The sequence below is a fragment of the Streptomyces sp. NPDC031274 genome, assembly GCF_055570235.1.
Window position 1 is genome coordinate 623 of the sequence record NZ_JBVIHP010000050.1, and the last position, 22,638, is coordinate 23,260.

Sequence of the window (22,638 nt, forward strand, 5' to 3'; positions counted from 1 at the left end):
GGCTGGGCGGGTGGGCCTACAAGTTCGTTCAGTCCTGAGCAGGCTGGCTGGGCGGGTGGGCCTACAAGTTCGTTCAGTCCTGAGCAGGCTGGCTGGGCGGGTGGGCCTACAAGTTCGTTCAGTCCTGAGCAGGCTGGCTGAGCGGGTGGGCCTACAAGTTCGTTCAGTCCTGAGCAGGCTGGCTGAGCCGGTGATGGCCCACCCAATCTTTCTCTGAGCAGAAAGTGAAAAAGGCCTCTGACTGAGATGCGGCAGCATGATGAGGGACACCTGCTCCCTAATCATGCTGCCGCACCGGAGGTAATTTTTAGGAATTGACCAAGGGTTGCCGCCATCGTCTATCGCAAACCGTTACGTAGTGGCGTGGGGAAGGGGGATAGTCGAATAGTCAGGTGTGTAGCCCGTACCTTGACCACAACAGGCCTCATCGGAGCGGCGGGTTATGCCTGGTGTCACGCGTCTTCGATAAGGAACAGTAGTGCGGGGTGTGCAGTGCGTCGTACTCGGTACTCGGTTGCCGGTGTACTGACGCATGAGGGGACCGTGGTTTTGATCGGGACTTGGCAGGTTGCTAGATGGTGAGAATGCGCAGTGCTGCCGAGCACGAGCTGATTGAACTTGCCTGCGTTTCACCGGTAAGTAGGCCCCAATCTTCGATATCCGATGAGAGATATCACTCTATTCTCATTCTGGAAGGCCGGACTTTGAAGAAATCATGTGCATCAGTGATAATACCCAGCCACAACGAAGGGGGGAACATAGCGGAGACTATCAACAGTATAACTTCGAGTGATGCTGGAGTTGAGCTGTCCGAGATTATCGTTATCGACGATCACTCAACTGACGGAAGCGTTGATTGCCTTGAGTGGCATGACTTGGTGAAAACTACTCGTCCGCCTGTCCGCCTTGGAGTTTCTGGCGCGCGAAATTATGGGGCAAGGATATCCAGTGGTGATTACTTGGTCTGGGTGGATGCTCACACTTCCGTAAACGATGGTTGGCTCGAAAGTCTGTGTTCTATCCTGGATAATGACGAGATTGGAGCCTGTTCTCCAGGAATTCAGGATCTCGGCTCCCACTCAGATGTAGCTGTATTCGGTTGTACATGGACAGAACGATCCCCAGCGCTAGTACGAGGGTGGCTCCCAGCCCCAGCTGAGGAAGAAGACATCGTCGACGTCCCATTCCTGCCGGGAGGGTGTATCGCGATGCGGCGGACTGTATTTGACGCTACTGGAGGATTTGATGAGGGGATGATATTGCATGGAGAAGAGGACATAGAACTTAGTCTCAGGCTATGGCTGTTGGGCTACCGATGCGCAATAGACACAAGTAGCGCCGTCAGACATCTTTTTCGAGACGAACTTACGTTCCAGCAAGTGCAAGCTCACTACATTCACAACAAATTGCGGATGGCCTCTCTCTATTTTGGCTTGCGGCGACTGAGTTTCGTGATGGAAAGTGCCAAAAGTGCACGGGGGTTTTCTGATGCTTGCGCGCTATTGGCGACTAGCGATGTAGGTGCACGAAGGAACGAGATCACGAGCCGCACAATTCGGGATATAGATTGGTTTTTCGAAAAGTTCAATCTAGAAATAACACCCGCTTAAGGGGCTACGCGAGAAGCGTATTTCTTGTGTGATTGTAAGAGTAGCGGATGTTGCAAACCTACTACTGAAGGGAAGCGTAGGGATGTTCAAGAAATCAGGAGAAGCGTTTGAATGTCTTAGCCTCGCAGATAGGGTGATGCTTCAGAGTGAAATGGAGCGAAATGATAAATGGCTCGATGATTGTTTCACAGAGTCGAACCGCACCCCGGTTGCGTCGACGAATACCGGAAAATGGGAAAGGCTATATAAGCCACTACCCGAGAGTGTTCCGTATGGTGAGTCTTTGAGCTACGAAATGGGGGCGGCCTACCTTGCGGACTGCACGGATGTGGAAGACTGGGGATGTGGAACTGCCTGGCTGAAGAAGTATTTGAATGACTCTCAATCCTATAGAGGGATTGATGGATCTAAATCGAACTTCGCAGATACTGTTACGGACTTGACGAGCTACCGCAGCTCTGTTCAAGGAATATTTATGCGACATGTTCTGGAGCATAATCTGGATTGGCGAAAAATTCTCGATAACGCAATAGCGTCTTTCGTTTCGAAGATGGTTCTAATTCTTTACACGCCTCTTGTGACACAAGAGAGGCAGGTTGGTTTCTCTGCACTGTGCGACGTTCCAGAAATTTCACTACCTGCGCATGAGGTACTTGCGCGTTTCGACGGTATCGATGTCTCGGCACGCATCGTTTCGACTGCCACTGGCTACGGAAAGGAAGTGATCTTGTTTGCCGAGAAATGATCTTGCGGCTGATATTCGCTCCGCTGATCTCGAATTCGTGGCTTGCGTTGAAGTCACGATGCTTGCGGGAGCTGGCAGTAAACCTCTTTCGTCCTGAATTTGTGCAGGTCAGGAGGGCGTGGATGGCTCGGAGGGTGCGACTGACACGGTTGGTAGAGCAGCGGGCTCTGCGGAGGATGCGCCAGGACTTGAGCCGGGCGCAGGCGCGTTCGCCGGGTGCGCGGAGTCGGACGTGGTCGCGGACAAGGACCTGCCTGGTGAGGCAGGCCTGGGCGATGCTGTGAGCACGGGCTGCGGTGAACTCGTGAGTCCGTCCCGGTGACGTGCGGGAGAACCACAGAGGTGTGCCTTCTCGTATAGGCCCGGCCCACGCGGCCAGAACATCCAGGGTTTCGTCGACGTAGCGCCACGCCGTCGTCTCCGACACCTCGACGCCAGCGAACCATGAAATGACTCCGGAACTTTCTTTGGGGGAGGGGACAAGCTGTGAGCGAGTCCGATCTCACTGGCCATGTGCTCCTTACTGCCGGACGGGTACTTCGGGAAGGGCCGGCTCCTTGGGGACACATCAGAGAATGGGACGACGACAAATTCGCGTTCGGTACTGACGAGGCGCATCTCGCCAATCTGCGTTGTCGTGTGCCATTTTCGAACCATACGCCGCTAAATAATATACTCAGTGGGATATCGAAACTCGTAGAGTCCCATCATTCGCTACGGTCGACGTACCGGGAGCACGAGTCGGGGGAGTTGTTGATGCTGTTGCGTGAAGCTCAGCTTCGCTATATTCCTCATAAACCCGATGTCCCGTCAGCTTTGACTCCGTTCGACCTGACAAAAGACCTTCCGCTCAGGATCGACCTCTATGGACCTCTCGCTGCACCGACACAGGCAGTTGCCTATGTACACCACGTCGCCGCCGATGCGGCAGGGATGACTCTCCTGAGGGATGAGTTGACACGCTTTGTTAACGAAGAGCAATGTCAGGTCAGAAATTATGGAATGAACCCGGCCGGGAAGCCATGCTCGACCCAAACCATAAACTCGCGCAATCCCGGATCGCCATTCGACTACGCAGAACGTGAGCGTTCGAATGCAAGCGAAGGGGATCGCCAAAGAGCCAGGGTTTATTGGGAGAGAATGGCGGCGCTGACCCCGAGATCCGTAAGAGAAGACACTGTGTATTCTCCTCTATCTGCGCGAACGGGCATTGCATCCGTGTCTTCAGCTCGCCTCAAGTGCGCGGTGGCAATTCTGGTGAAGCGACGGATAGCGATGCCCGGCGGAATATTCTTTGGCGCCTATGCACTTTCGGTGCACGACAGTACGGGGTGTGCGTTCGCTCCGGTCCAGGTGTTCTCGCACAACAGATCGTCTCTGGATACAAAAAGGATGATTGCTTGCCTGGCGCAGCCCGCGATCACCGCAGTAAGGGTCGAAAGGGGAGTACCTGAAGCGACTTTTCTCCGGCTATGTGACAGTGAGCTTTCGAAGGGATACGAATGGGCGCATTTCGACCCGCGTGAAAGTGACCGCATAATTGAAGATTCGTCCAAGCGGAGAGGTTTCCCTATTCTCATTCGCAGGTTTTTGAATGTGATGATAGAGGAAGGGGCAGATGCATCGCGTTGTCAACATGAAGGGAAAACGTGTGGCGACATGGAGGATCCCGTCGTACAGTTCCGGCGTCCAGGCCACGTCGGCCCGGAACTCAATCTCAAAATCGTGATCGACAACTCGTTTGTTCACATGCGCTTGACCCATGATTCGACGGTTATTCCGCGCCATCTCGCTACTCGTATCCTGCAGGGAGTCGAGGAATCGGTTCTGAATTTTGCCGACGTGACCGAATGAGCTCTGAGCTGCTGGCTGGCATCGACGGCTACGCCCTGGACGCTGGCTCGCGGACCTCCGGCCGAAGACGGCCGGGGTCCCCCCGGGGGCCGTGGCCCTGGCGCGGACGGCAGGAGCCTGCGCGGGGCGGCGAACGCGAGGGGCCGCAAGACTCATCTGCTCGCCGTGCTGGAGAACACGACTGACCTGGTCCTGGCCCGCGGCCTCGCCGATGTGCCGTCGTATCCGACTTCGTAGTAGTTGATCAGAGGCCGTAGACGGCGAAGGTGTCGCTGTAGTTGGGGAGATCGCGGCGGGCGTGGGCGATGTTGGCTCGTCCGGCCAGGCGGATCGTGGTGATGCCCTGGTTCCAGAGCTGGCCAGAGCTCGAGAGACGGTATCGATCCCGACTTGGGAGTTGTCCTCGAGGAAGGTGACGTCGTGAACCCAGTTGACCCGATTCTCCACCGACCAGTCCGCCCTTTCCTCGCTGATGCGGCGATCCGGCACGCTGTGAAGCCCGGTCATCAGTGTCGGCCCCACCGCGCCGGGTCGGCTACGAGCTCTGCCTCTCATCGCGCCAGGCCGGCTCGCTGGTCAAGGTAGGGGATGGTCGGCGGCGATGCGGACACGGCCGCGGCTCCTGTGACAGCCGACCAGCCTTACACCCGCAAAGCGGAAGTATGCCTCGGCCGTGTCGGGGCCGGGCGTTGCCTCTTTAGCGGAAAGATAGGTGGCATGTCAATGTACCTGTAAGAACTAGTGCCCTTCAGGGGTCGACTGCTCAGTACCAGCTAAAGCCCATTAGTTCAACGATGCATACGAATGAACTGGCTTCAGCCTTACGGAAACAACTCCTTGACGTCTGAACTTGCAGTATGAAAGCGTTGTGATCACCCCGGGCCCGGAGGGTGTCGCTCCGCCTACCGGCAACCTGCAGAACTCTAGAAGATGGGGTGGGTGAAGGTTTCGGTGACATTAGATTCAGGCATGTATCCGGCGCTTGTTTTCGCGATAGATGAGGCGTTTTGCCTCCCTCTGACGGTTGCTTGGCAATCCCTTCGTGCCACCAATGAGGAATGCGCCGGGGAGCTTGACATTCAGGTTCTTTTTGAAGAGCTCACTCCGGACGGCTTGCAATTCCTAGAACGACATGCGCGACGCCTGGGGCTAAATGTGAGTTTCCGGTCGATAGATATGCCGCAGATTCATTATCCGGTCACCTTTGGCGGGGCGCATGCGAACTATCTCCGGCTCATGATTCCGGAGATAATGAAGGGTCACGACAAAGTCCTCTACCTGGACGCGGATTTGATCTTCAGGGGCGATCTGCAACCGCTCCTGGAGACAGATCTGCAAGGCGCGCCCCTGGCCGCCGTACGTGATCCGGTGAACCCCGCCTACCGCTACGGACGTGCCCTCCCCGGCTGGTCGTCGCTCGGTCTTCCCGGAGACCGCGAGTACTTCAACAGCGGCGTCCTCCTCATCGACATCGCGGCCTGTGCTGCGGAGGGGACCTTCCACAGGGCCCTTGATTTCATCGCAACGCATCCGGAGAACATTCGTCTCTGGGACCAGGACGCACTCAACTGGGCGGTGGCGGACCGTTGGAAGAGACTCGAGCCATACTGGAATGCATTTCCGATGTCGGCGCTCTTGAAAACGCGGTGGATTAGTTACACAGCCGAAGATCTCGTACCGATGAAGGAACTGCTCGCCGTGGAGGAAGAGGCGGCAATCCTGCATTTCGCCACTCCGGCCAAGCCCTGGAAAGGGCTGCTGTCGGACGGTGCAGCAAATTCCATCTATCAGCGGCATCTGGATGACATCCAGACGGAAGAATCCCGTTGCCTTGACCGCATGCTCACGAGCGGAAGTTTGGAGACAACAGATGACTAACCGCCAGCAGATCGTCGATTCCGTACTGAAGCGTCTACGCGAGGTGATCCCAGAGATCCGCGAGGAAGAACCGGCTGAAGACCGGGATCTGCGTGATTACGCCTCCTTTGATTCGCTGGGCATCCTTGAGGTGCTGGTGTGGCTTGAGGGCGAGTTCGGCGTATCCATACCGGACGAAGAGTTGGTTGTGGAGAATTTCAGTTCCATCGGGAAGATGACGGACTACGTCATCGCCAACCGATAGTAGTCCGCCATGATCGATACGCCATTCGACTGCACCGACACCGATGTCCCCTTCCGCGTTGTCGTCGCCGGTGCCGGCGCCATGGGAACGGCCTGGGCGCGGGCCGTCGGCAGCAGCCCCCGATTCGAGCTCGTCGGAGTGGTCGACAGCGAGGTGCGTCACGCAAAGGCTCTGGCCATCCGCCTGCGCACCCCCGGCCTGCCCGTCGCCAGTGAACTCGCGGGTCTTGCAGCAGTCTCCGCAGACGTCTGCATCAATGCCACGCCGCCCGCCGAGCACCTCGGCGTCATCGAGACGGCCCTGCGGTCCGGCCTCGCGGTACTCACCGAGAAGCCGTTCACCGGAGACCTATACCAGGCAGCCCGTCTGACCGCGCAAGCAGAGGCGCAACGCAAGCTCCTGATGGTCAGTCAATCCCGCCGCTACCAACCCGGCCTCGAAGCTCTCCACACGAAGATCGGGAACTTGGGCGCCCTGCACACACTCCACATGACGTTCAGCCGCAGCTACCCCGCCGCCGGTTTCCGCGCCCTGCTCCCTCATCCCCTGCTCGCCGACATGGCCGTGCACGCCTTCGACGCGGCCCGCTATCTGACCGGGACGGAACCGATCTCAGTGTTCTGCGACGCGGTGAACCGCCCCGTCGGCGGATACGACGGCCCCGCCGAGGCGTCCGCGGTCTTCGAGATGAGCGACGGCCTGCGGTTTCACTATTCGGGGTCGTGGTGCGCACCTGCGCTGCCCACTCCATGGGGCGGCCGGTGGCGGGCGACCGGTTCCGACGGCTCTGCCGAGTGGGACGGCGAGGGCGGCGTTCGTTTCGCGGCCGGCTCCCCCGGGGGTTCCGCTCTTCCTGCCGAAAAGCCCGAGGAGGTGGCGGATGCCGATTTCGACATGGATCCCGTACGTCAGGTCGAACGCCCCCTCGCGGAGTTTGCCGATGCGCTGACCGGCGGCGGCCACCCATGGGGCCTGGCGTCCGACAATCTGCGCACCGTGGCGATGGTGCACGGCGCCATCTCCTCGGCACAGCGGCGGATGCCGGTGCGGATCGACGAGCTGCTGCGCCAGGCCGGAGCCGCTTGATGCGTGTCGCGCTGGTGCAGCGGCGGGCCGTGGCCGCCGCCCCGGAGGAGAATCTGCGGCGCGGCATCGAAGCTTGTGCCCACGCCGCCGAGGCGGGTGCCGATCTGGTGCTCTTTCCTGAGCTCTGGCAGATCGGATATGCCCCGTGCCCCCAGGAGCCGGACGCGGCCAGCCGCTGGTGGGCACTGGCGATCAAGGACTCGGACCGCTGGCTCGCAGAGTTTCGGGAGGTGGCCCGGACCCACAGGGTCGCGGTCGTTGCCACCTATCTGAGACGGGAGGGCACGGGAGCAAGCAACGCGGCGGCCGTGATCGACCGTTCGGGCGCGCTGGTCTCGGTGTACCGCAAGGTCCACCTGTGCGAATTCACCTGGGAACGGGTGCTGACGCCGGGCGACGTGTTCGAGGCGGTCCGGGTCGACACCGGTGCAGGGCCCGTCCGGCTCGGAGTGATGATCTGTTACGACCGTGAATTCCCGGAGAGTGCACGGGCGCTGGCCCTCGACGGGGCCGAAATAATCCTCTGCCCGAACGCTTGCCTGCTGTGCGACGACCGCTTGGCGCAGGTGCGCGTGCGCGCCTTCGAGAACGCGGTCGCCATGGCCGTGGCCAACTACCCCTTGCCCGAAATGAATGGACGCTCCTGTGTGTACGACGGCCGTGCCGTCGCGGACAGGCGGCCGCGCGACCACCACCTCGTCACTGCGGGCCCCCGGCCGTCGCTCGTCTGCGCCGACCTCGACCTTGCGGCACTGCGCGCCTACCGCGCGACAGCCATCTGGGGCGCATCCCACCGGAGACCGGATGCCTACCGGGCGCTGACAGCCCCCCGGCCCTCTGCTCCAGCACTTCACACAGAGAATGGTGGACATTGATGGTGCACGTCACCCGTCCCTTCCGTTTCGGTGTGCTCGCCGGTGCGGCCGGGAACGCTGCGGCATGGCGCGAACAAGCCATGCAGGTCGAGGAGTTGGGCTACTCCTCACTTCTGGTTCCGGACCACATGGGGCAGGAGTGGGGGCCGTTGGTCTCCCTGGCCATCGCGGCGGAACACACCTCCCGCATCGCACTCGGCACCCTGATGCTCGCCGCCAATCTGCGCCAACCCACCGTTCTTTACAAAGAGTTGGCGACGCTGGACCAAGCAGCTCCCGGGCGCCTTGAGATCGGCCTGGGAGCCGGATGGCTGTCCTCCGACGCGCAACGGGCCGGCATGCCCTTCGAGCCGGCCGGGCAACGCATCCAGCGCCTTGACGAGTCGGCATCGATCATCCGTCGGCTGTGGGACGAGGGAGCGGTGACGCACGAGGGCCGCTACTACCCGGCAGTCGAGGCCCTGGGCGAACCACGCCCCCGCCCGGCCAAGTGGACGATGGGCGGCGGCGGCCCACAGATGCTGCGCACGGCCGTCCGCCACGCCGACATCATCTCACTCAGCGCTCAGCTCTCCTCGGGGAGCAAGGACAGTTCGTTCGGCGACTCCGCGACGGCCGAACGGTTCGACGCACGGGTGCGCTGGGTACATGCCGCCGCGGGCCCAAGAGCGGCCGAGCTCGAACTGCAGACCCTCCTGTTCGCCGCCGCCGTGGTGCCGAACAGTGCGCGCTACGCCGACCGCGTGCTCTCCCGCATGTTCGGCCTGCCCGCGGAGCAGGCCCTCGACTCGCCCCTGGCGCTGGTCGGCAGCGTGGCCGAGACGGTTGAGCGCCTTGAGGCACGCCGAGAGCGGTACGGCATCAGCTACGTGGTCGTCCCCGCTGCCCAAATACAGCCGTTCGCGCAGATCGTGGCGCGCCTGGCCGGAAAGTGAACCGGCCCCCGATGCTGACGGAAGGAAAACGTCCGGTGCGCATACTTGGTCTGGGAGGCTCCCATCACGACTTCTGCGCCTGCCTCGTCGAAGACGGCCGGGTCGTCTCCGCGATCGAAGAAGAGCGGCTCACCCGGGTAAAGATCGCCTTCGGCCTGGGCCCTCGACTGCAGCGTTGCCTGGCCGCCGAATACGTCCTGTCCGAGGCCGGAATCGGCGCGGACGACGTCGATCTCATCCTCGCCAACGACTTCCTCAACCCGGTCTATGCGCTGCGGTACCGGGACCGCATCCAGTGGATGGGGCATCACCTCGCCCACGCGGCGAGCACGTTCTACAGCTCGCCCTTCGAGCGCGCCGCGGTCCTCGTCATGGACGGCCGCGGGTCGACCGTCGACAAGGGCGGCCACCTGTACGGCGAGACCATCACGTTCTACACCGGAGGCCCAGACGGTCTCGATGTCGTCCGTGGGCTGCACGGCCGGGTCACCATCGCCGACCGACGGTCCGAGGACCCGTACGAGGACTCCCTGGGCTGGATGTACGAGGCCGTGTCCCAGTCCATTGGCTTCTTCACCTCCGGCGGCATGGGCGCACCCGGCAAGACGATGGGCCTGGCCCCCTACGGCACACCCAGGTATGTGGCGGCGCTGGGCGAGCTGTACCACCTGGGCGACGGAGAATTCCGGCAGTCGACGTCGCAGCAGATCGCGCTGCGTTCGCTGATCGAGCGCGAGCTGGCGCGGGCCGGGACGGCGGCCGCACGCGACGAGGTACGGGCAGACTTTGCCTACGCCGTGCAAGAGCACACGGAGCGGATCGTGATCAGTCTTGCCCGCTGGCTCCATGCGCAGTCCGGGCTTCGGGACCTCTGTCTGGCGGGCGGAGTCGCGTTGAACAGCGTCACCAACTACAAGCTCCTGGAGCAGACACCGTTCGAGCGGATCCACATCGTCCCGGCCGCCGGCGACCAGGGAACCGCACTGGGTGCGGCGCTGCACGGTCACTACGGTCTCGGCGGGAACGAGTGGCGCCCCTCGACGCAACACTTCTCCCCATACCTGGGGCGTGCGTACAGCTCCACCGACATCGCCACGGCGATCGCTGAGCAGTCCGGCGGGCTGCGCGTGGAACACCCCGACGACCTGTACGGAAGGGTCGCCGAGGAGCTGGCTTCCGGGGCGATCGTCGGCTGGTTCCAGGGCCGTTCGGAGATTGGTCCCCGCGCGCTCGGGAACCGGAGCATCCTCGCCGATCCGCGCGCCCCCGACATGAAGGACCGGATCAACGCGAAGGTCAAGCACCGTGAGCCGTTCCGGCCCTTCGCTCCGGTGGTCCTGCACGACCGCCAGGAGGAGTTCTTCACCACCGCCGTCCCAGCCCCCTACATGTTGATGGTGCCGCGGGTCCGGCCGGACAAGACAGCGGTGATCCCCGCCGTGACACACGTGGACGGATCGGCGCGGCTGCAGACGGTACTGCCGGAGCTCAACCCTCGTCTGGCCGCGCTGCTCAGCTCCTTCGAGCGGCTCACCGGCGTTCCGGTCCTGCTCAACACGTCCTTCAACGACAACGAAGAACCGATTGTGGAGTCCCCGGAAGACGCGATCCGCTGCTTCCTGAACACCGAGCTCGACGCGCTGGTGCTCGGAGATCTCATGCTCTACAAGGAGGCACGGACATGAGGCCTCTCTCCGCGTCTCCACCCCCCGTCGTCCTGCTCTGCGGCGGCCTGGGGCTGCGCCAGCGAACGGACGGGGACGACCTCCCCAAGCCCTTGCGCCCGCTGCCCGACGGGCGGCCTCTGCTGCTGCACGTCCTCGACTACTACCGGGCCTTCGGGCTGCGTGAATTCGTCCTGTGCGTGGGATACGGGGCAGAGCGCATCGAGGACCTGCTTCTCGGGGAGTTCTCAGTACCTCCGTCAAAGGTCGAGGCAGGGGCTGGATGGTACCGGTTCACCGCCGCGAGCATGCAGGTCACCCTGGTCGACAGCGGACCGGCCGCCGAGAAGACCGTGCGGCTGGCCGAGGCGAGAGCGCACATCGGCGACTGCCCCTTCCTTCTCGGCTACGCCGATGTGCTGTCCGACTTCGATCTCGGCACGCTGATCTCCCGGCACGAGTCCACGGGCGCGCTGGTGACTCTCGCCACGACGCGAGTGAGGTCCAGCTACGGCGAGTTGGCTGTGGACCGCGACGCCGTGGTGACTGCCTTCCGTGAGAAGCCGACGCGCCCGGAGCTGATCTCCGCCGGCTACTTCATGTGTGCGCCGGAGCTGCACAGCTTCCTTTCCCCCGAGCTGTCCCTAGAGGAAGAGGTGTTGCCTCGGCTGGTCGAGCAGCGGGCGGTGCGGTCGGTCGTCCACGAGGGCCTCTGGCTGCCGTTCGACACGTACAAGGACTTCATCGACGCGGAAGAGCTAATCGCGAGAGAGGGGTGCCCATGGCTAACACCGCTCTGATGTCACAGTGGCGGGGGCGTCGGGCCCTAGTCACCGGGTACAGCGGGTTCGTGGGGTCGTGGCTGGCCCTGACTCTGCGTCGACTCGGTGCCGATGTAAGTGGGTTCGCGCTCAACTGCGACGGGGCGAGCGCGGCGCGGCACGCCTGGCTTGCCGAACGCGGCGTACGCGGCACGACCGGAGACATTCGTGACTTCGATGCCGTACACCGGATCATGGCTGCCGGCCCATACGACGCGGTTTTCCACCTGGCGGCCCAGCCGCTAGTGGCCGCCGGGCTCGACGACCCGCACACCACCCTCACCACGAATATCACCGGATCCGTCAATGTCCTTGAGTCGGCGCGCCGTTGTGGCACGGCGGCGCTGGTACATGTGACGTCCGACAAGTGCTACCGGAATCGGGCCTGGTCCTGGCCGTACCGGGAGACAGACGACTTGGGTGGCGGCTGCCCCTACAGCGTCTCCAAGGCGGCTGCGGAGGTGGTCTTCGAGGGCTATGCGGAGCTGATCGGCAGCGGGCGCCCCCGAGCAGCGTCGGTGCGCTTCGGCAATGTCATCGGAGGCGGCGATCACGCGGCTCACAGGCTCGTCCCTGACGTGCTCGCTGCGCTCACGGCCGGCGAGCCGGTCCGGCTGCGGCGCCCGGCCGCGGTCCGCCCGTGGCAGCACGTACTGGATGTGGTCCACGGACTGCTCCTGCTGGCCAATCAACTGGCCGACGGGGCCGTGGTGCCCGGCACGGTCTACAACTTCGCACCGCCGGGCGACGGGGCCAGCGCCCAAGAGTTGGCGGTGGCGCTGGCAGACCATTGGACGCGAGCTGAGCGCTCGGCCGGCCTGCCCGAGGTCGTCGAGGAACGGGATCCCGGCTTCGCCGAGGAGGAGCTGCTCCGGCTGGACGGACGCAGAGCCGCACAGGAACTCGGCTGGCGGCACCGGTTCGGACTGCACTCCGCCGCGGAGGCCATTGTCGACTGGCAGCGTCGCACCCAAGGTGGCGCCTCCCCGCTGGAAGTGACGGAGCACCAGGTCGACGGATTCCTGTCGGCCGGTACGGAAGCGAGTACTCATGGCTGAGTCCCCAAGCGTGTTCATCTTTTCCCGCGAGTACCCACCGATCACCGTGGGAGGCACCAGTACGGTTGCCCGCAACCTCGCCGTCGGACTCGCCGCCGAGGGCTGGCGGGTGGCCGTGATCACCACCTCCCCGCACTCCGCGGACGACAGGCGCGAGTGCGTCGACGGCATCGAGGTGCTGCGCATCGGATCAGAACTCATCTACAACACCGACACCGGCCTCGCTGACCAGAGTCTGCGCACCCACCGCCGCATGTACGCAGGGGCGGAACGCCTCCGTGCCGAGCTGGGCGCGCCAGAACTGGTGGCCCTGCCGGACCTCTTCTGCCATCCGGAGGCCACAGCGTTCGCACGGGCTCACGCCGTGCCTGTCGTCAACATCCTGCTCCAAGATTTCCGGGCGATCACGCCGTACGATCGAGACACGCACCGCGTGACCAGCGACATCTCCGCCGAACGCGAACACCTTCTCGCTCTTGAGGAAAAGGCGGTGCGGGGCAGCGACCACACCGTGTTCATAAGCCGGGCGCTCTCGGACGCCATCACCGGCCACTACCCGCCAGGCTGTTCCGCTCCGTACAGCGTGGTGCACCTCGGGGTGGACAGCGGCGAGATCGCCGCGATCGAGGCGGACTCCGTGCGTTTCGAACGTCGGGCCGCGCTCCTGAGCCAGGTCGGGGGAGCGGCGCAGCCGCCCCTGCTCGTGGGCTGCGGGCGGCTCGTCCCCGTCAAGGGGTTCACGCAGTTGCTCGACGCGCTCGCGCTCCCCGCCATCGCCGAGCTGCCGGAAGATCCCGGCCCCGCACCACACCTGGTGCTCATCGGGGTGGGCCCCGAAGAGCCACGCCTTCGTGCCCTCGCCGCCCGACGGGGCCTCTCCCAGCGGGTCACCTTCCTCGGCGACGTGCCACGGGCTGAGGCGCTCGGCTGGATGTCGGTCGCCGATGTCGCGGTGGTGCCGAGCCTGTGGGAGTCCTTCTGCTACGTGTGCGCGGAGATGATGGCGTTCGGTCGCCCGGTCGTCGCTGCCGCCGTCGACTCGCTGCGCGAGCTCATTCCTGACAGTACGTACGGCTATCCCGTCCCAGTACAGGGCCCCTCAGGCCGGCGCGTCCTCGAACCTGCCGATCTGGCGACAGCCCTGCACCGCGCCCTGTCCCAGCCCGCGGAGGCGGCCGCCCGCGGGGCAGCGGCCAGGTCACGGATCGGTGCCCACTTCACCAACGCGCTCTTCGCCCAGGGAATTTCACGCCTCGGCCGGGAGCTGACGGCGGTCGGGCATGGCTGAACACACCGTCGGCGGTGCACGCGCCGACGACCGGATCACCGCGCTGTGTGGGGCGGTCGAACCGCCGGACGCGGCCAAGGCACGGCTGTCACGGCTCCGTCAGCGCGCCTTGGCCCGCCCGGCCGGAAGCCTGGGGCAGCTCGACGAACTGCTCCACCGCATCGCGGGGATCCGTCGCGACGCTTCGCCAGGGCCGCTCCCCGCCGTGGTCAGCGTGCTCGCCGGTGACCACGGGGTGGCCGGGTACGGCACCTCGGCCTTTCGGCCCGAGGTGACAGCACGGGTCCTGGGGCTCGTCGCCGCCGGCCGTGCTCCCATCAACATCATGGCAGGGCGGGTCCCTGCCAGAGTCGCGTACGCGGACTTCGGGCTGCTCTCTCCGGTCGGCGACCAGCGCTTCAAACTGGCCGCGGGCACCGGGGACATCCGCGTGCGAGATGCCATGACGCACGACCAGGCACGACGCGCCGTCCTGCACGGTGCTGCCTATGCGCAGGAGTGCCTCGGGAACGAACCGCTCGTGGCCATCGGTGAGATCGGCGTCGGCAACACCACCGCGACCTCCGCCTTGACGGCGCGCCTGCTCGGCGTGGCGCCGACGGAGGTCGTCGGGATCGGCTCCGGCGCCGACGCAGACGGCCTGGCACGCAAGCGGCAGGCCGTCGCCCAGGCGCTGGCGCGCTCGCACGACGTGCCCGATGATCCCGTGCGGCTGCTCGCCGCCCTCGGAGGGTTCGAGATCGCAGGCAATGTCGGCGTCATCCTGGCCGCCGCCGCACATCATCGCGTCGTCGTGCTCGACGGCTTCATCACCGCGGCCGCCGCTCTCGTGGCCACCCGGCTCTGTCCGGCCGTCCAGGGGTACCTCGTGGCCGCTCACCAATCACATGAACCCGGCCACCGCGTACTGCTCGACGCGCTCGGAGCCGCACCGCTGCTCAGCCTCGACATGCGGCTCGGCATGGCGGCGGGCGCCGTCCTCGCCCTCGGACTTATCAACACGCTTCTGGCCACCGCGGCCTGCACACCTGTTGCCGAGTCAGTCGGCCTCGCGACCGGCCGGACGGATACACGATGAGCCCTTCGATCCCTGGCGTTGTTTTCGACCTGGACGGGACACTCGTCGACAGCTGGCTGTTGCACCTGCGCTGTCTGCGAGGCGCGGGCGAAGCGCTGGGCGCGGGGCGGATCAGTGCCGCCGCCCTCACGGCCGCGCAGCGCCCGACGGACCTTGGCACACTGTCTGAACTCTTCGGCGCGGAACGGGTCGAAAGCGCTCTCCGGGCGTACCGCGCCGTGCTGCACCGGGAGTTGGCCCTGCCCACGTCTCCCGCCCCGGCGCTGCCGTATGCCCATGACGTACTGGACGAGCTGCGCCACGAAGGCGTGCCGGTTGGCATCTGCACCGGCCGCTCGCGCTCGGACGCCCAGGCACTGCTCGACGCGTCCGGCCTCGACGTCGCGGTCACGGTGGCTCGGGAAGACGCGCCCCGCCCCAAACCCGCCCCCGACGGGCTGTTGCGGGCGCTGAGGCGGCTTGGCCTGACCCCCGATGCGGCGGTGTACGTCGGCGACCGACCCAGCGACGCGGAGCAGGGCGCGGCGGCGGGCGTCCGGACCCTGCTCCTCGCTGGGGAGCGGCCACCCCTCGGCCACTCCGCAACGGCTGGCTCGGTGTCAGGACTTGGCCTGCTGACAAAAGAACTCCGAAGGGACGGACGATGACGAGCACCGGTCTGTTCGACGCCGTGCGGAGCGGACCAATCGCGGCGGACCGTACCGCGCTGGTGGCCGGCGATCGCCCGTGGACGCTCCGGCAGCTGCTGCACGCGGCCGATGTCTTCGCCGGGTATCTGCAGAGGAACTGCCCCGGGGGGAGTGTCACCTCGCGGGTCAGCGACCCGGCCGCCACAGTCGCGGTCGCGCTCGGCTGCGATCTCGCGGGGGTGCCGGTCGTGCACCGGGACCCGTCCCTGCCGGGCACGGTCCCCGGCCCCACTGTCCAAGACGGCCAGTCCGCGCCTGCCGCAGGTGCGGAGTGCCAGATCGTCGACGCGGGTGAGGTCCGGTTGCGGATAATCACTGCCGCGGGCGAGGCCATGCCACCCGAACTGCCCGCGGGCGCACAGGTGTTCCTGACCTCGGGCTCCACCGGCACACCGGCTGCCGTGGTCAGGACGGCGGCTGCCGTAGTCGCCGACGCGCGACGGGTGGGCCGCTTCCTCGGGTATGCCCCCGACTCCCCGGTGGCCGTTGCCGTCCCGCTCTGCCACAACTACGGGTTCAACTACGGCATCGTCGCCCCGCTGCTGCTCGGCGCGCCCGTCGTGTGCTGTCCGTCGCGCGTCGTGCCGTCCCAGATCGCACGCGCCGTCTACCGGCATGGGGCAAGGACCTTGATCGCCCTGCCCGCGCACTACGGACTGCTCGCGGATGGTCGCACCGCGCCCGACGGAATGCCGGACGCCGGGCTCGCCTCGCTGCGCAACGCCGTCTCGGCCGGCGCCCCGCTGGTCCCCGGTGTGGCGGGCCGGATCGCGGAGCGTTTCCCGTTTACGCTCTACAACTGCTACGGCTCGTCGGAGGCCGGAGCGGTGACACTCGGCCGCGTGGACGGCACCGAGCCGCCAGGCCATGTGGGTGCGCCGCTGCCCGGTGTGGCCGCCCGCATCGCAGAAGTGCCCGATGCGCCGGGCGCACGCGGACGTACAGGAGAACTCCTGCTGCGTACCGACGCGTTGGCCTACGGAGTGGTCACTGCCGGGGAGCACGTCCCGCTCGCGGACGAGGATGGCTGGTACCGGACCGGCGACCTGGCCACGAAGGACGTGGAGGACGGCGGCATCACTCTGCTCGGCCGGATCGGCCTCATGATCAACGTTGCCGGCAAGAAGGTCAGCCCGCGCGAGGTGGAGCAGGTGCTCATGAGTCACCGGGCCGTAGCCGAGGCCCAGGTACTGGCGGCCGACGACGGCCCCCGGGGGCAGGTGCCGGTGGCCCGGGTGGTCCTGCGGGACCCCGTCGCCGCCGAAGCGCTGATCCGCTGGTGCCGATCGAAACTGGCTCCGCACCAGGTTCCGCGACGCATCACATACGTGCCGGAGCTGCCTCGCTCCGCCATGGGCAAGGCGCTCAGGGACGTACCGGCTGAGCCGGCCGGGGAGCCACGATGACAGCGCCCATGCCCATGGATCCGGCGGACTGCCCCAGCGGGACGCAGCCCGAATCCGCACGCGGCCGCTTGAGTGCTGCCGGGCGCCTGCTGCTGGTCACGGACGGCACGGTGACGCCCATGCTGGAACAGCTCACCGGTGAACGCCTGGCCACCTCCGGCCTTGTGCAGTCCCCCTTGTCGGCGAATCCGCAGCTCGCCGCCACGCTGGAGCTCGCCGTCGGCCGTACGTTGATCCGACGCACCACAGACCTGGTGGGAGCCGAGTCGGGGGTTGTGTACGTGCGGGCCAGATCGGTCATGGCGGCCGACATGCTCCCGCCCCCGCTCCGCGCCGATCTGCTCAACACTCGGGAACCCATCGGCCGCCTGTTGAGCCGTCACCGGGTGGAGTCCCGTCGGGAACTGCTGCACTGGGAGGTGCAGGGCCCGCCGGAGGGGCCGGTCACGGCGAGCCGCCGCTACCGCATCGTCATGGGCGGCAGGCCGACCCTCCTTGTCGACGAGTCGTTTTCAGCCGCGTGCTTCGCATGCACGTGCTTCGAATGAATGGGAAGAGATCGGTGAACACAGTGAAGCCTGAGCTCCGCCACCGTGCGGAATGGGCGTTCTTCGCGGTGCTGCCGCGAGCCCATCGAGGGCTTGCCCTTGCCTGGTGGGCTCTGGTCCTGCTGCGTGGCGCTCTGCCCGCCGCGTTCACGGTCGCCGTCGGCGTGTTCCTGGCCTCCGTGCACGACGAAGGGGAGCTTCTGGGGCCGCTGGCACTGGTGAGCGCGGTGTTCGTGCTCATGCAGCTGCTGGCCCCGGTCCACACGCAAGTCGGGGCCAACCTCGGCGACCGACTCGCCTCGTGGCTGCACGACTGCTTGCTGCGAACGACCACGGGCCCCGAGGGAATGGCCCATCTTGAATCCCCGGAGCTCACCGAGGACCTCACCGTGGCCCGGGACTTCGACCTCGGCATATCGGGGCCGCCGCTGAACCTCTCGCTGGGGATGATTGCCGGAGGACTCATCGAGGCAGTCGCCGGCCTCGCCCAGGCCGCTGTCCTTGCCCGGTACCACTGGTGGGCGGCGGTTCTGGTGGGCGGAGCCTGGGCCGCGACGCACTGGTTGCTCAGGGAGAGCTCCACATGGGACCGGGGCACCGACGAAGTGGCACGTGCCCAACGGCAGGCTGAGTACGCCTATCGGCTGGCGGTGGAACCGCCCGCCGCCAAGGAGCTGCGGATCTTCGGCCTGAGCGAGTGGACCGTTGCCCGCTTTGCCGCCAACCGCCGCCGCCTGGTGCAACTGCGGTGGCATGCCACCCGGTTGCGGCAGCGGCCGATGCGCTGGACGGTCGCCGTACTCGTGGGCGCCAACGGGCTGTTGTTCTGGTCGCTGGCCCGCGACGCAGCCTCCGGTCACCTGCCCATCAGCGAGGTGATCATCTACGCTCAGGCCGCGCTGGGCACCGCCGCACTCGCCTTTGGGGGCCTGAACTGGTCGCTGCCGCTGGCCGCTCAGGGCGTGGCCGCCGTACTCCGCCTGGACAAGCAGATGCAGTCGCTGGGGCGGCTCCCCTCCGGAGAGCTGCCCGCGACGGACCGGCCGTCCGCGACGCTGCGGTTTCGCGACGTCCACTTCTCCTACGCCACGGACCCGCGCCCCGTCCTCAACGGCCTGGACCTCACCGTGGAGGCGGGCACTTCACTGGCCGTCGTCGGAGTGAACGGAGCCGGTAAGACCACCTTGGTCAAGCTCCTCTGTCGGCTGTACGACCCGGATCGCGGAGCCATCGAAGCGGACGGCGTCGACCTGCGGGACTTCGACGTGGAGTCGTGGCGCGGCCGGGTCGCCGCGGCCTTTCAGGACTTCGTGCGCTACGAACTGCCGCTGCGCGACAACGTGGCCCCGCTCGGGGCCCCCGACGTGCTGCTCAACGCCGCCCTGGCTGATGCGGGGGCAGCGGGGCTCGCCGACCTGGATCAGGTGCTCGCCAGCGGATACGACGGAGGCACGGACCTCTCCGGTGGCCAGTGGCAGCGCATCGTGCTGGCCAGGGTGCTGTGCGCGGTACGGCAGGGGGCCGGGGTGGTCATCCTCGACGAGCCCACCGCGCAGCTGGACGTCCGCGCCGAAGCGGCGCTCTTCGACCGCATCCTCGGCGCCACCCGCGGTTGCACGACCGTCCTCATCTCCCACCGGTTCTCGACCGTGCGGCACGCGGACCGCATCTGCGTACTGGACGAAGGACGGGTCGCCGAGTCGGGGACGCACGAGGAACTCATGGCCGCGGGCGGGCAGTACCGCGAGATGTTCGACCTTCAGGCCTCCCGTTTCCACGGCGAGCACCCTGACGGCGCCGAGCATGCCGAGGTACCCGACGAAGCCGATGAGGAGGTGACGGGCCGTCGTGCCTCCCACGCCTGACGAGCCGTTCAGCCGGCTCCCCACCGCTTCCCGGTCACTCCGCCGCTCCCTGACCCTGGGATACCGCGCGGCCCCGCTGCTCCTGCTGGCCGCGTTCGCGGTTTCCGTCGCGGCGGCCGTGCCCGACGCGCTCTTCGCCTTGGGGCTCGCCGCCCTCGCCGACGCGATAGCCGCGGACGACAGGACGGCAGTTCTGTGGGCCGCGCTCGGACTCGCGCTGCTCGCGGCGGGAGGCTGGCTCCTGAACACCTTGGCCGAGCGGGTCAACCGCCGTTTCGCCGACCGTGCCGGAATCGTCGTCGAGTCACACGTCGCCCGCCTGCAGTCCGAAATCGTCACGGTCGAACACCAGGAGCGACCCGCATATCTGGACCGACTCTCCCTTCTGCGTGACCACGCCCCTGCCCTTAGCGAGCTCTACCAGCAACTCTTCGCGGTGGCCGGGGTGATATTGCGGCTCGTCCTCACCGTGGGGTTGCTGATGTCCGTCCACCCGGCGCTCAGTCTGCTGAGCGTCTGCGCGCTGCCGGCCGTGGTGGTCTCGGGCCGACGAGCTGGCGTCGAGAAGCGGGCCGAGGAAGCGGGATCCCAGCACGACCGGCGCGCACGCCACCTCTTCATGCTGGGCAGCACCCCTGCCGCCGGGAAGGAGGTGCGGGTCGCGGGCGTACAGCAACGGCTCCGGGAGGAGTGGCTGGCAGCCTGGGAACGGCGCTACCGGCCGATGGCCCGAGCCAGGTGGGCGACGGCGGCCTGGCAGTCCGCCGCGTACGCCTTCTTCGGTGCCGCGTTCTGCGTCTCGGTGGGGTGGGTGGCCCTGCACGCCGACGCCCCCGCGGGACAGGTCCTGCTGGTACTCACCGCCGGCAGCCGACTGTCCCAGTACGTCGGCCAGACGGTCAGCCAGACGCACTTCTTCCGGACCATCTGGCTGGACTGCGCACGCCGTCTGACTTGGCTGGAGGAGTACGCGCACGCGGTGCGGGACGGGGCCGACACACCGGTTCCCGACCGGCTCCGCGAAGGCATCACGTTCGAGAAGGTCTCTTTCACGTACCCCGGGACGGACCACACGGCACTGCGGGACGTGCACCTCACGCTCCCGTCAGGCTCCGTGGTGGCCGTCGTGGGAGAGAACGGGGCGGGCAAGTCCACCCTCGTCAAGCTGCTGTGCCAGTTCTACCGGCCAACGGCGGGACGGATTACGGTCGATGGCGCGGATCTGTCGCGGATTCCCGCCGACGGCTGGCGACGGCGGATCTCCGGCGCCTTCCAGGACTTTGTCAAGTTCGAGTACACGGCAAGGGATTCGGTCGGACTGGGCGATCTGGCGCAGGCCGACGATCCCGCCGCCGTCGAAAGGGCCGTCGAGCGAGCCGGGGCCACGGTGGTGACGGCACGGCTACCGCAGGGGCTCGACACTCAGTTGGGAGGGACGTGGCCGGGTGGTGTGGAGCTGTCCCACGGTCAGTGGCAGCGGGTGGCACTCGCCCGGGGGTACATGCGCCGCGACCCGCTTCTTCTGGTCCTCGACGAGCCCACGTCGGCGATGGACGCGGAGACCGAGCACGCGCTCTTCGAGCGGTACGCAGAGGGGGCCCGCGCCTCCAGTGCCGCGGGCGGGATCACCGTCCTGGTGTCACACCGGTTCTCCACGGTGCGGATGGCCGACGTGATCGTGGTGCTCGACGGCGCCCACGTGGTCGAGCAAGGGACACACGAGGAGTTGATGGCCCGGGGCGGCCAGTACGCGGAGCTGTACGGCATCCAAGCGGCGGCGTACCGGTGAACACAACGAGGACTGAAAGGACACGTTCAGTGGTCTTCCCTCTGGTACGCAGCGATCCGTTCGACCCGCCGCCCGAGTACCCGCCGCGGGACGGCAGCGGACTGCGCAGAGTCTCCCTGACTTACGGGGGTAAGGCGTGGCTTGTCACCGATCACCGGACGGCCCGGGCTGTGCTCGCGGACACCCGGTTCAGTTCGGACTCGACACGGCCCGACTACCCCCTCGTTCCACTCGCCCTCAGGCGGCGCCCGGCAGGGCATCTGCTCTCGATGGACCCGCCCCAGCACTCCCGGCTGCGGCGCCTGGTCGCCGCGGAGTTCAGCACCGCGCACATCCGCACAATGCGACCGCGACTGCAAGAGGCGGTGGACCGGCTCGCCAACTCCTTCGTCGCCCGGGGAGCACCCGCGGACCTGGTTGCGGACTTCGCCGTCCCCCTGCCCTCGGTGGTCCTCGCTGTCTTCCTCGGTGTCCCCGAGAAGGACCACGGAGCTTTCGCGGCGTGGGGCGGCGAGCTCCAGCGCCATGACGCAACAGCAGCCGGGCGCCGTGTGGCGGGCGGGCGTCTGGAGCGCTATCTGGCGGGGCAGCTCGCGGCGAAGGCGCAGGCCCCCGGTAACGACTTCCTGTCCCGTCTGGCCGGGGCAACGAAGGCAGGGTTCACCGTCGAAGAGCTGGTCGGGCTCGCCACCCTGATCATCTCGGCCAGCCTCGAGACCACCTCAGGGCTGCTTTCCCTGACCATGCTGTCGCTGCTGCGCGAGCCCCTGCACGGCCGCCGGGTCCGCACCGGGCCTCGCGCCTTGGCAAGCTCAGCCGTACGGGAGGCCCTGCGGTACTGGACCGTCGTGCAACACGGTGTGGCCCGAGTCGCTACCCATGACACCGAGCTGGCGGGGTGCCGGATCCGACGCGGCGATGCCGTCATCGTCCACCTGCCCACCGCAAACCGGGATCCGGCCGCTTACCCGGCCCCCGACACCTTCGACCCGGCCCGCCGGGCCCAGGGCCATCTCGCGTTCGGCCACGGTGTCCACCGCTGCCTGGGCGGCTCGCTCGCGCAGAGCGTCACGGAGGTGGCGGTGACGGCCCTGCTGCGTGCGGCGCCCGCGCTGCAGTTGTCGGATCAGCACATGGACCTGCGGTTCCTGGACGACCGGCTCGTCTACGGCCTGCATGCTCTGCCCGTCACCTGGGATGCGTGA

The 22,638-nt window shown here is 66.2% G+C and carries 19 protein-coding genes and 1 pseudogene; 19 read left to right on the forward strand and 1 reads right to left on the reverse strand.

Going from position 1 to position 22,638, the window contains the following annotated elements; all coding sequences use genetic code 11:
• Window positions 1-584: 584 nt before the first annotated feature.
• Window positions 585-1,610: a glycosyltransferase family 2 protein gene (locus ACZ5CR_RS42515; RefSeq protein ID WP_468868254.1), complete on the forward strand. Its 1,026-nt coding sequence runs from the start codon at window positions 585-587 to the stop codon at window positions 1,608-1,610.
• An 82-nt stretch (window positions 1,611-1,692) separates the two neighbouring features.
• Complete coding sequence (locus ACZ5CR_RS42520; RefSeq protein WP_468868256.1) at window positions 1,693-2,355, forward strand: hypothetical protein; 663 nt, start codon at window positions 1,693-1,695, stop codon at window positions 2,353-2,355.
• A gap of 91 nt (window positions 2,356-2,446) precedes the next feature.
• Here ACZ5CR_RS42520 and ACZ5CR_RS42525 read toward each other — a convergent pair.
• Window positions 2,447-2,794: pseudogene (locus tag ACZ5CR_RS42525) on the reverse strand (IS5/IS1182 family transposase); the annotation flags it as partial.
• Window positions 2,795-3,111: 317 nt separating this feature from the next.
• Between ACZ5CR_RS42525 and ACZ5CR_RS42530 the strand changes: the two are divergent.
• The 17 genes from ACZ5CR_RS42530 (at window position 3,112) to ACZ5CR_RS42610 (ending at window position 22,638) form a co-directional block, all read left to right on the forward strand.
• Entirely contained in the window at window positions 3,112-4,209 is a 1,098-nt protein-coding gene (locus ACZ5CR_RS42530; protein ID WP_468868258.1) for a condensation domain-containing protein, read from the forward strand.
• 939 nt (window positions 4,210-5,148) lie between these two features.
• Complete coding sequence (locus tag ACZ5CR_RS42535; RefSeq protein WP_468868260.1) at window positions 5,149-6,087, forward strand: glycosyltransferase family 8 protein; 939 nt, start codon at window positions 5,149-5,151, stop codon at window positions 6,085-6,087.
• Window positions 6,080-6,331 carry a phosphopantetheine-binding protein gene (locus ACZ5CR_RS42540; RefSeq protein WP_468868262.1) on the forward strand — a complete coding sequence of 84 codons (252 nt, stop codon included), beginning with the start codon at window positions 6,080-6,082 and terminating at the stop codon, window positions 6,329-6,331. The genes ACZ5CR_RS42535 and ACZ5CR_RS42540 overlap by 8 nt, the downstream gene beginning before the upstream one ends.
• 9 nt (window positions 6,332-6,340) lie before the next feature.
• Window positions 6,341-7,417: a Gfo/Idh/MocA family protein gene (locus tag ACZ5CR_RS42545; protein ID WP_468868264.1), complete on the forward strand. Its 1,077-nt coding sequence runs from the start codon at window positions 6,341-6,343 to the stop codon at window positions 7,415-7,417.
• On the forward strand, window positions 7,417-8,292 hold the full coding sequence (locus ACZ5CR_RS42550; RefSeq protein ID WP_468868266.1) for a carbon-nitrogen hydrolase family protein: 876 nt from the start codon (window positions 7,417-7,419) through the stop codon (window positions 8,290-8,292). The genes ACZ5CR_RS42545 and ACZ5CR_RS42550 overlap by 1 nt, the downstream gene beginning before the upstream one ends.
• Window positions 8,292-9,227 (forward strand): TIGR03621 family F420-dependent LLM class oxidoreductase, encoded by a 936-nt coding sequence (locus ACZ5CR_RS42555; protein WP_468868269.1) that lies wholly within the window; start codon window positions 8,292-8,294, stop codon window positions 9,225-9,227. The genes ACZ5CR_RS42550 and ACZ5CR_RS42555 overlap by 1 nt, the downstream gene beginning before the upstream one ends.
• 35 nt (window positions 9,228-9,262) lie before the next feature.
• Window positions 9,263-10,912 carry a carbamoyltransferase family protein gene (locus ACZ5CR_RS42560; RefSeq protein ID WP_468868271.1) on the forward strand — a complete coding sequence of 550 codons (1,650 nt, stop codon included), beginning with the start codon at window positions 9,263-9,265 and terminating at the stop codon, window positions 10,910-10,912.
• The gene (locus ACZ5CR_RS42565) at window positions 10,909-11,691 is read left to right on the forward strand and encodes a sugar phosphate nucleotidyltransferase (protein ID WP_468868273.1); all 783 of its coding nucleotides are present in this window, start codon (window positions 10,909-10,911) and stop codon (window positions 11,689-11,691) included. The genes ACZ5CR_RS42560 and ACZ5CR_RS42565 overlap by 4 nt, the downstream gene beginning before the upstream one ends.
• On the forward strand, window positions 11,673-12,770 hold the full coding sequence (rfbG, locus tag ACZ5CR_RS42570; protein WP_468868275.1) for a CDP-glucose 4,6-dehydratase: 1,098 nt from the start codon (window positions 11,673-11,675) through the stop codon (window positions 12,768-12,770). The genes ACZ5CR_RS42565 and rfbG overlap by 19 nt, the downstream gene beginning before the upstream one ends.
• Window positions 12,763-14,058, forward strand: coding sequence for a glycosyltransferase family 4 protein (locus ACZ5CR_RS42575; protein WP_468868278.1), 1,296 nt, complete (start codon window positions 12,763-12,765; stop codon window positions 14,056-14,058). The genes rfbG and ACZ5CR_RS42575 overlap by 8 nt, the downstream gene beginning before the upstream one ends.
• Entirely contained in the window at window positions 14,051-15,136 is a 1,086-nt protein-coding gene (locus tag ACZ5CR_RS42580) for a nicotinate-nucleotide--dimethylbenzimidazole phosphoribosyltransferase (protein WP_468868281.1), read from the forward strand. The genes ACZ5CR_RS42575 and ACZ5CR_RS42580 overlap by 8 nt, the downstream gene beginning before the upstream one ends.
• A complete protein-coding gene (locus tag ACZ5CR_RS42585) occupies window positions 15,133-15,783 on the forward strand; it encodes an HAD family hydrolase (RefSeq protein ID WP_468868283.1) in 651 nt (216 codons plus the stop codon). The genes ACZ5CR_RS42580 and ACZ5CR_RS42585 overlap by 4 nt, the downstream gene beginning before the upstream one ends.
• On the forward strand, window positions 15,780-17,231 hold the full coding sequence (locus tag ACZ5CR_RS42590; RefSeq protein ID WP_468868286.1) for a class I adenylate-forming enzyme family protein: 1,452 nt from the start codon (window positions 15,780-15,782) through the stop codon (window positions 17,229-17,231). Before ACZ5CR_RS42585 ends, ACZ5CR_RS42590 begins: the two co-directional genes overlap by 4 nt.
• Complete coding sequence (locus tag ACZ5CR_RS42595; protein WP_468868288.1) at window positions 17,228-17,779, forward strand: chorismate--pyruvate lyase family protein; 552 nt, start codon at window positions 17,228-17,230, stop codon at window positions 17,777-17,779. The genes ACZ5CR_RS42590 and ACZ5CR_RS42595 overlap by 4 nt, the downstream gene beginning before the upstream one ends.
• 14 nt (window positions 17,780-17,793) lie before the next feature.
• The gene (locus ACZ5CR_RS42600) at window positions 17,794-19,644 is read left to right on the forward strand and encodes an ABC transporter ATP-binding protein (protein WP_468868290.1); all 1,851 of its coding nucleotides are present in this window, start codon (window positions 17,794-17,796) and stop codon (window positions 19,642-19,644) included.
• Window positions 19,628-21,433: an ABC transporter ATP-binding protein gene (locus tag ACZ5CR_RS42605; protein ID WP_468868292.1), complete on the forward strand. Its 1,806-nt coding sequence runs from the start codon at window positions 19,628-19,630 to the stop codon at window positions 21,431-21,433. The genes ACZ5CR_RS42600 and ACZ5CR_RS42605 overlap by 17 nt, the downstream gene beginning before the upstream one ends.
• Window positions 21,434-21,462: 29 nt before the next feature.
• Window positions 21,463-22,638, forward strand: a complete 1,176-nt coding sequence (locus ACZ5CR_RS42610; RefSeq protein WP_468868294.1) for a cytochrome P450 — start codon at window positions 21,463-21,465, stop codon at window positions 22,636-22,638.

Excerpts from the sequence above, each read along its gene's own strand:
- rfbG (WP_468868275.1), top strand. The coding sequence starts at position 11,673 with ATGGCTAACACCGCTCTGATGTCACAGTGGCGGGGGCGTCGGGCCCTA.
- ACZ5CR_RS42580 (WP_468868281.1), top strand. The coding sequence starts at position 14,051 with ATGGCTGAACACACCGTCGGCGGTGCACGCGCCGACGACCGGATCACC.
- ACZ5CR_RS42530 (WP_468868258.1), top strand. The coding sequence starts at position 3,112 with ATGCTGTTGCGTGAAGCTCAGCTTCGCTATATTCCTCATAAACCCGAT.
- ACZ5CR_RS42590 (WP_468868286.1), top strand. The coding sequence starts at position 15,780 with ATGACGAGCACCGGTCTGTTCGACGCCGTGCGGAGCGGACCAATCGCG.
- ACZ5CR_RS42540 (WP_468868262.1), top strand. The coding sequence starts at position 6,080 with ATGACTAACCGCCAGCAGATCGTCGATTCCGTACTGAAGCGTCTACGC.
- ACZ5CR_RS42515 (WP_468868254.1), top strand. The coding sequence starts at position 585 with ATGCGCAGTGCTGCCGAGCACGAGCTGATTGAACTTGCCTGCGTTTCA.
- ACZ5CR_RS42565 (WP_468868273.1), top strand. The coding sequence starts at position 10,909 with ATGAGGCCTCTCTCCGCGTCTCCACCCCCCGTCGTCCTGCTCTGCGGC.
- ACZ5CR_RS42555 (WP_468868269.1), top strand. The coding sequence starts at position 8,292 with ATGGTGCACGTCACCCGTCCCTTCCGTTTCGGTGTGCTCGCCGGTGCG.
- ACZ5CR_RS42550 (WP_468868266.1), top strand. The coding sequence starts at position 7,417 with ATGCGTGTCGCGCTGGTGCAGCGGCGGGCCGTGGCCGCCGCCCCGGAG.
- ACZ5CR_RS42545 (WP_468868264.1), top strand. The coding sequence starts at position 6,341 with ATGATCGATACGCCATTCGACTGCACCGACACCGATGTCCCCTTCCGC.
- ACZ5CR_RS42520 (WP_468868256.1), top strand. The coding sequence starts at position 1,693 with ATGTTCAAGAAATCAGGAGAAGCGTTTGAATGTCTTAGCCTCGCAGAT.
- ACZ5CR_RS42595 (WP_468868288.1), top strand. The coding sequence starts at position 17,228 with ATGACAGCGCCCATGCCCATGGATCCGGCGGACTGCCCCAGCGGGACG.
- ACZ5CR_RS42585 (WP_468868283.1), top strand. The coding sequence starts at position 15,133 with ATGAGCCCTTCGATCCCTGGCGTTGTTTTCGACCTGGACGGGACACTC.
- ACZ5CR_RS42575 (WP_468868278.1), top strand. The coding sequence starts at position 12,763 with ATGGCTGAGTCCCCAAGCGTGTTCATCTTTTCCCGCGAGTACCCACCG.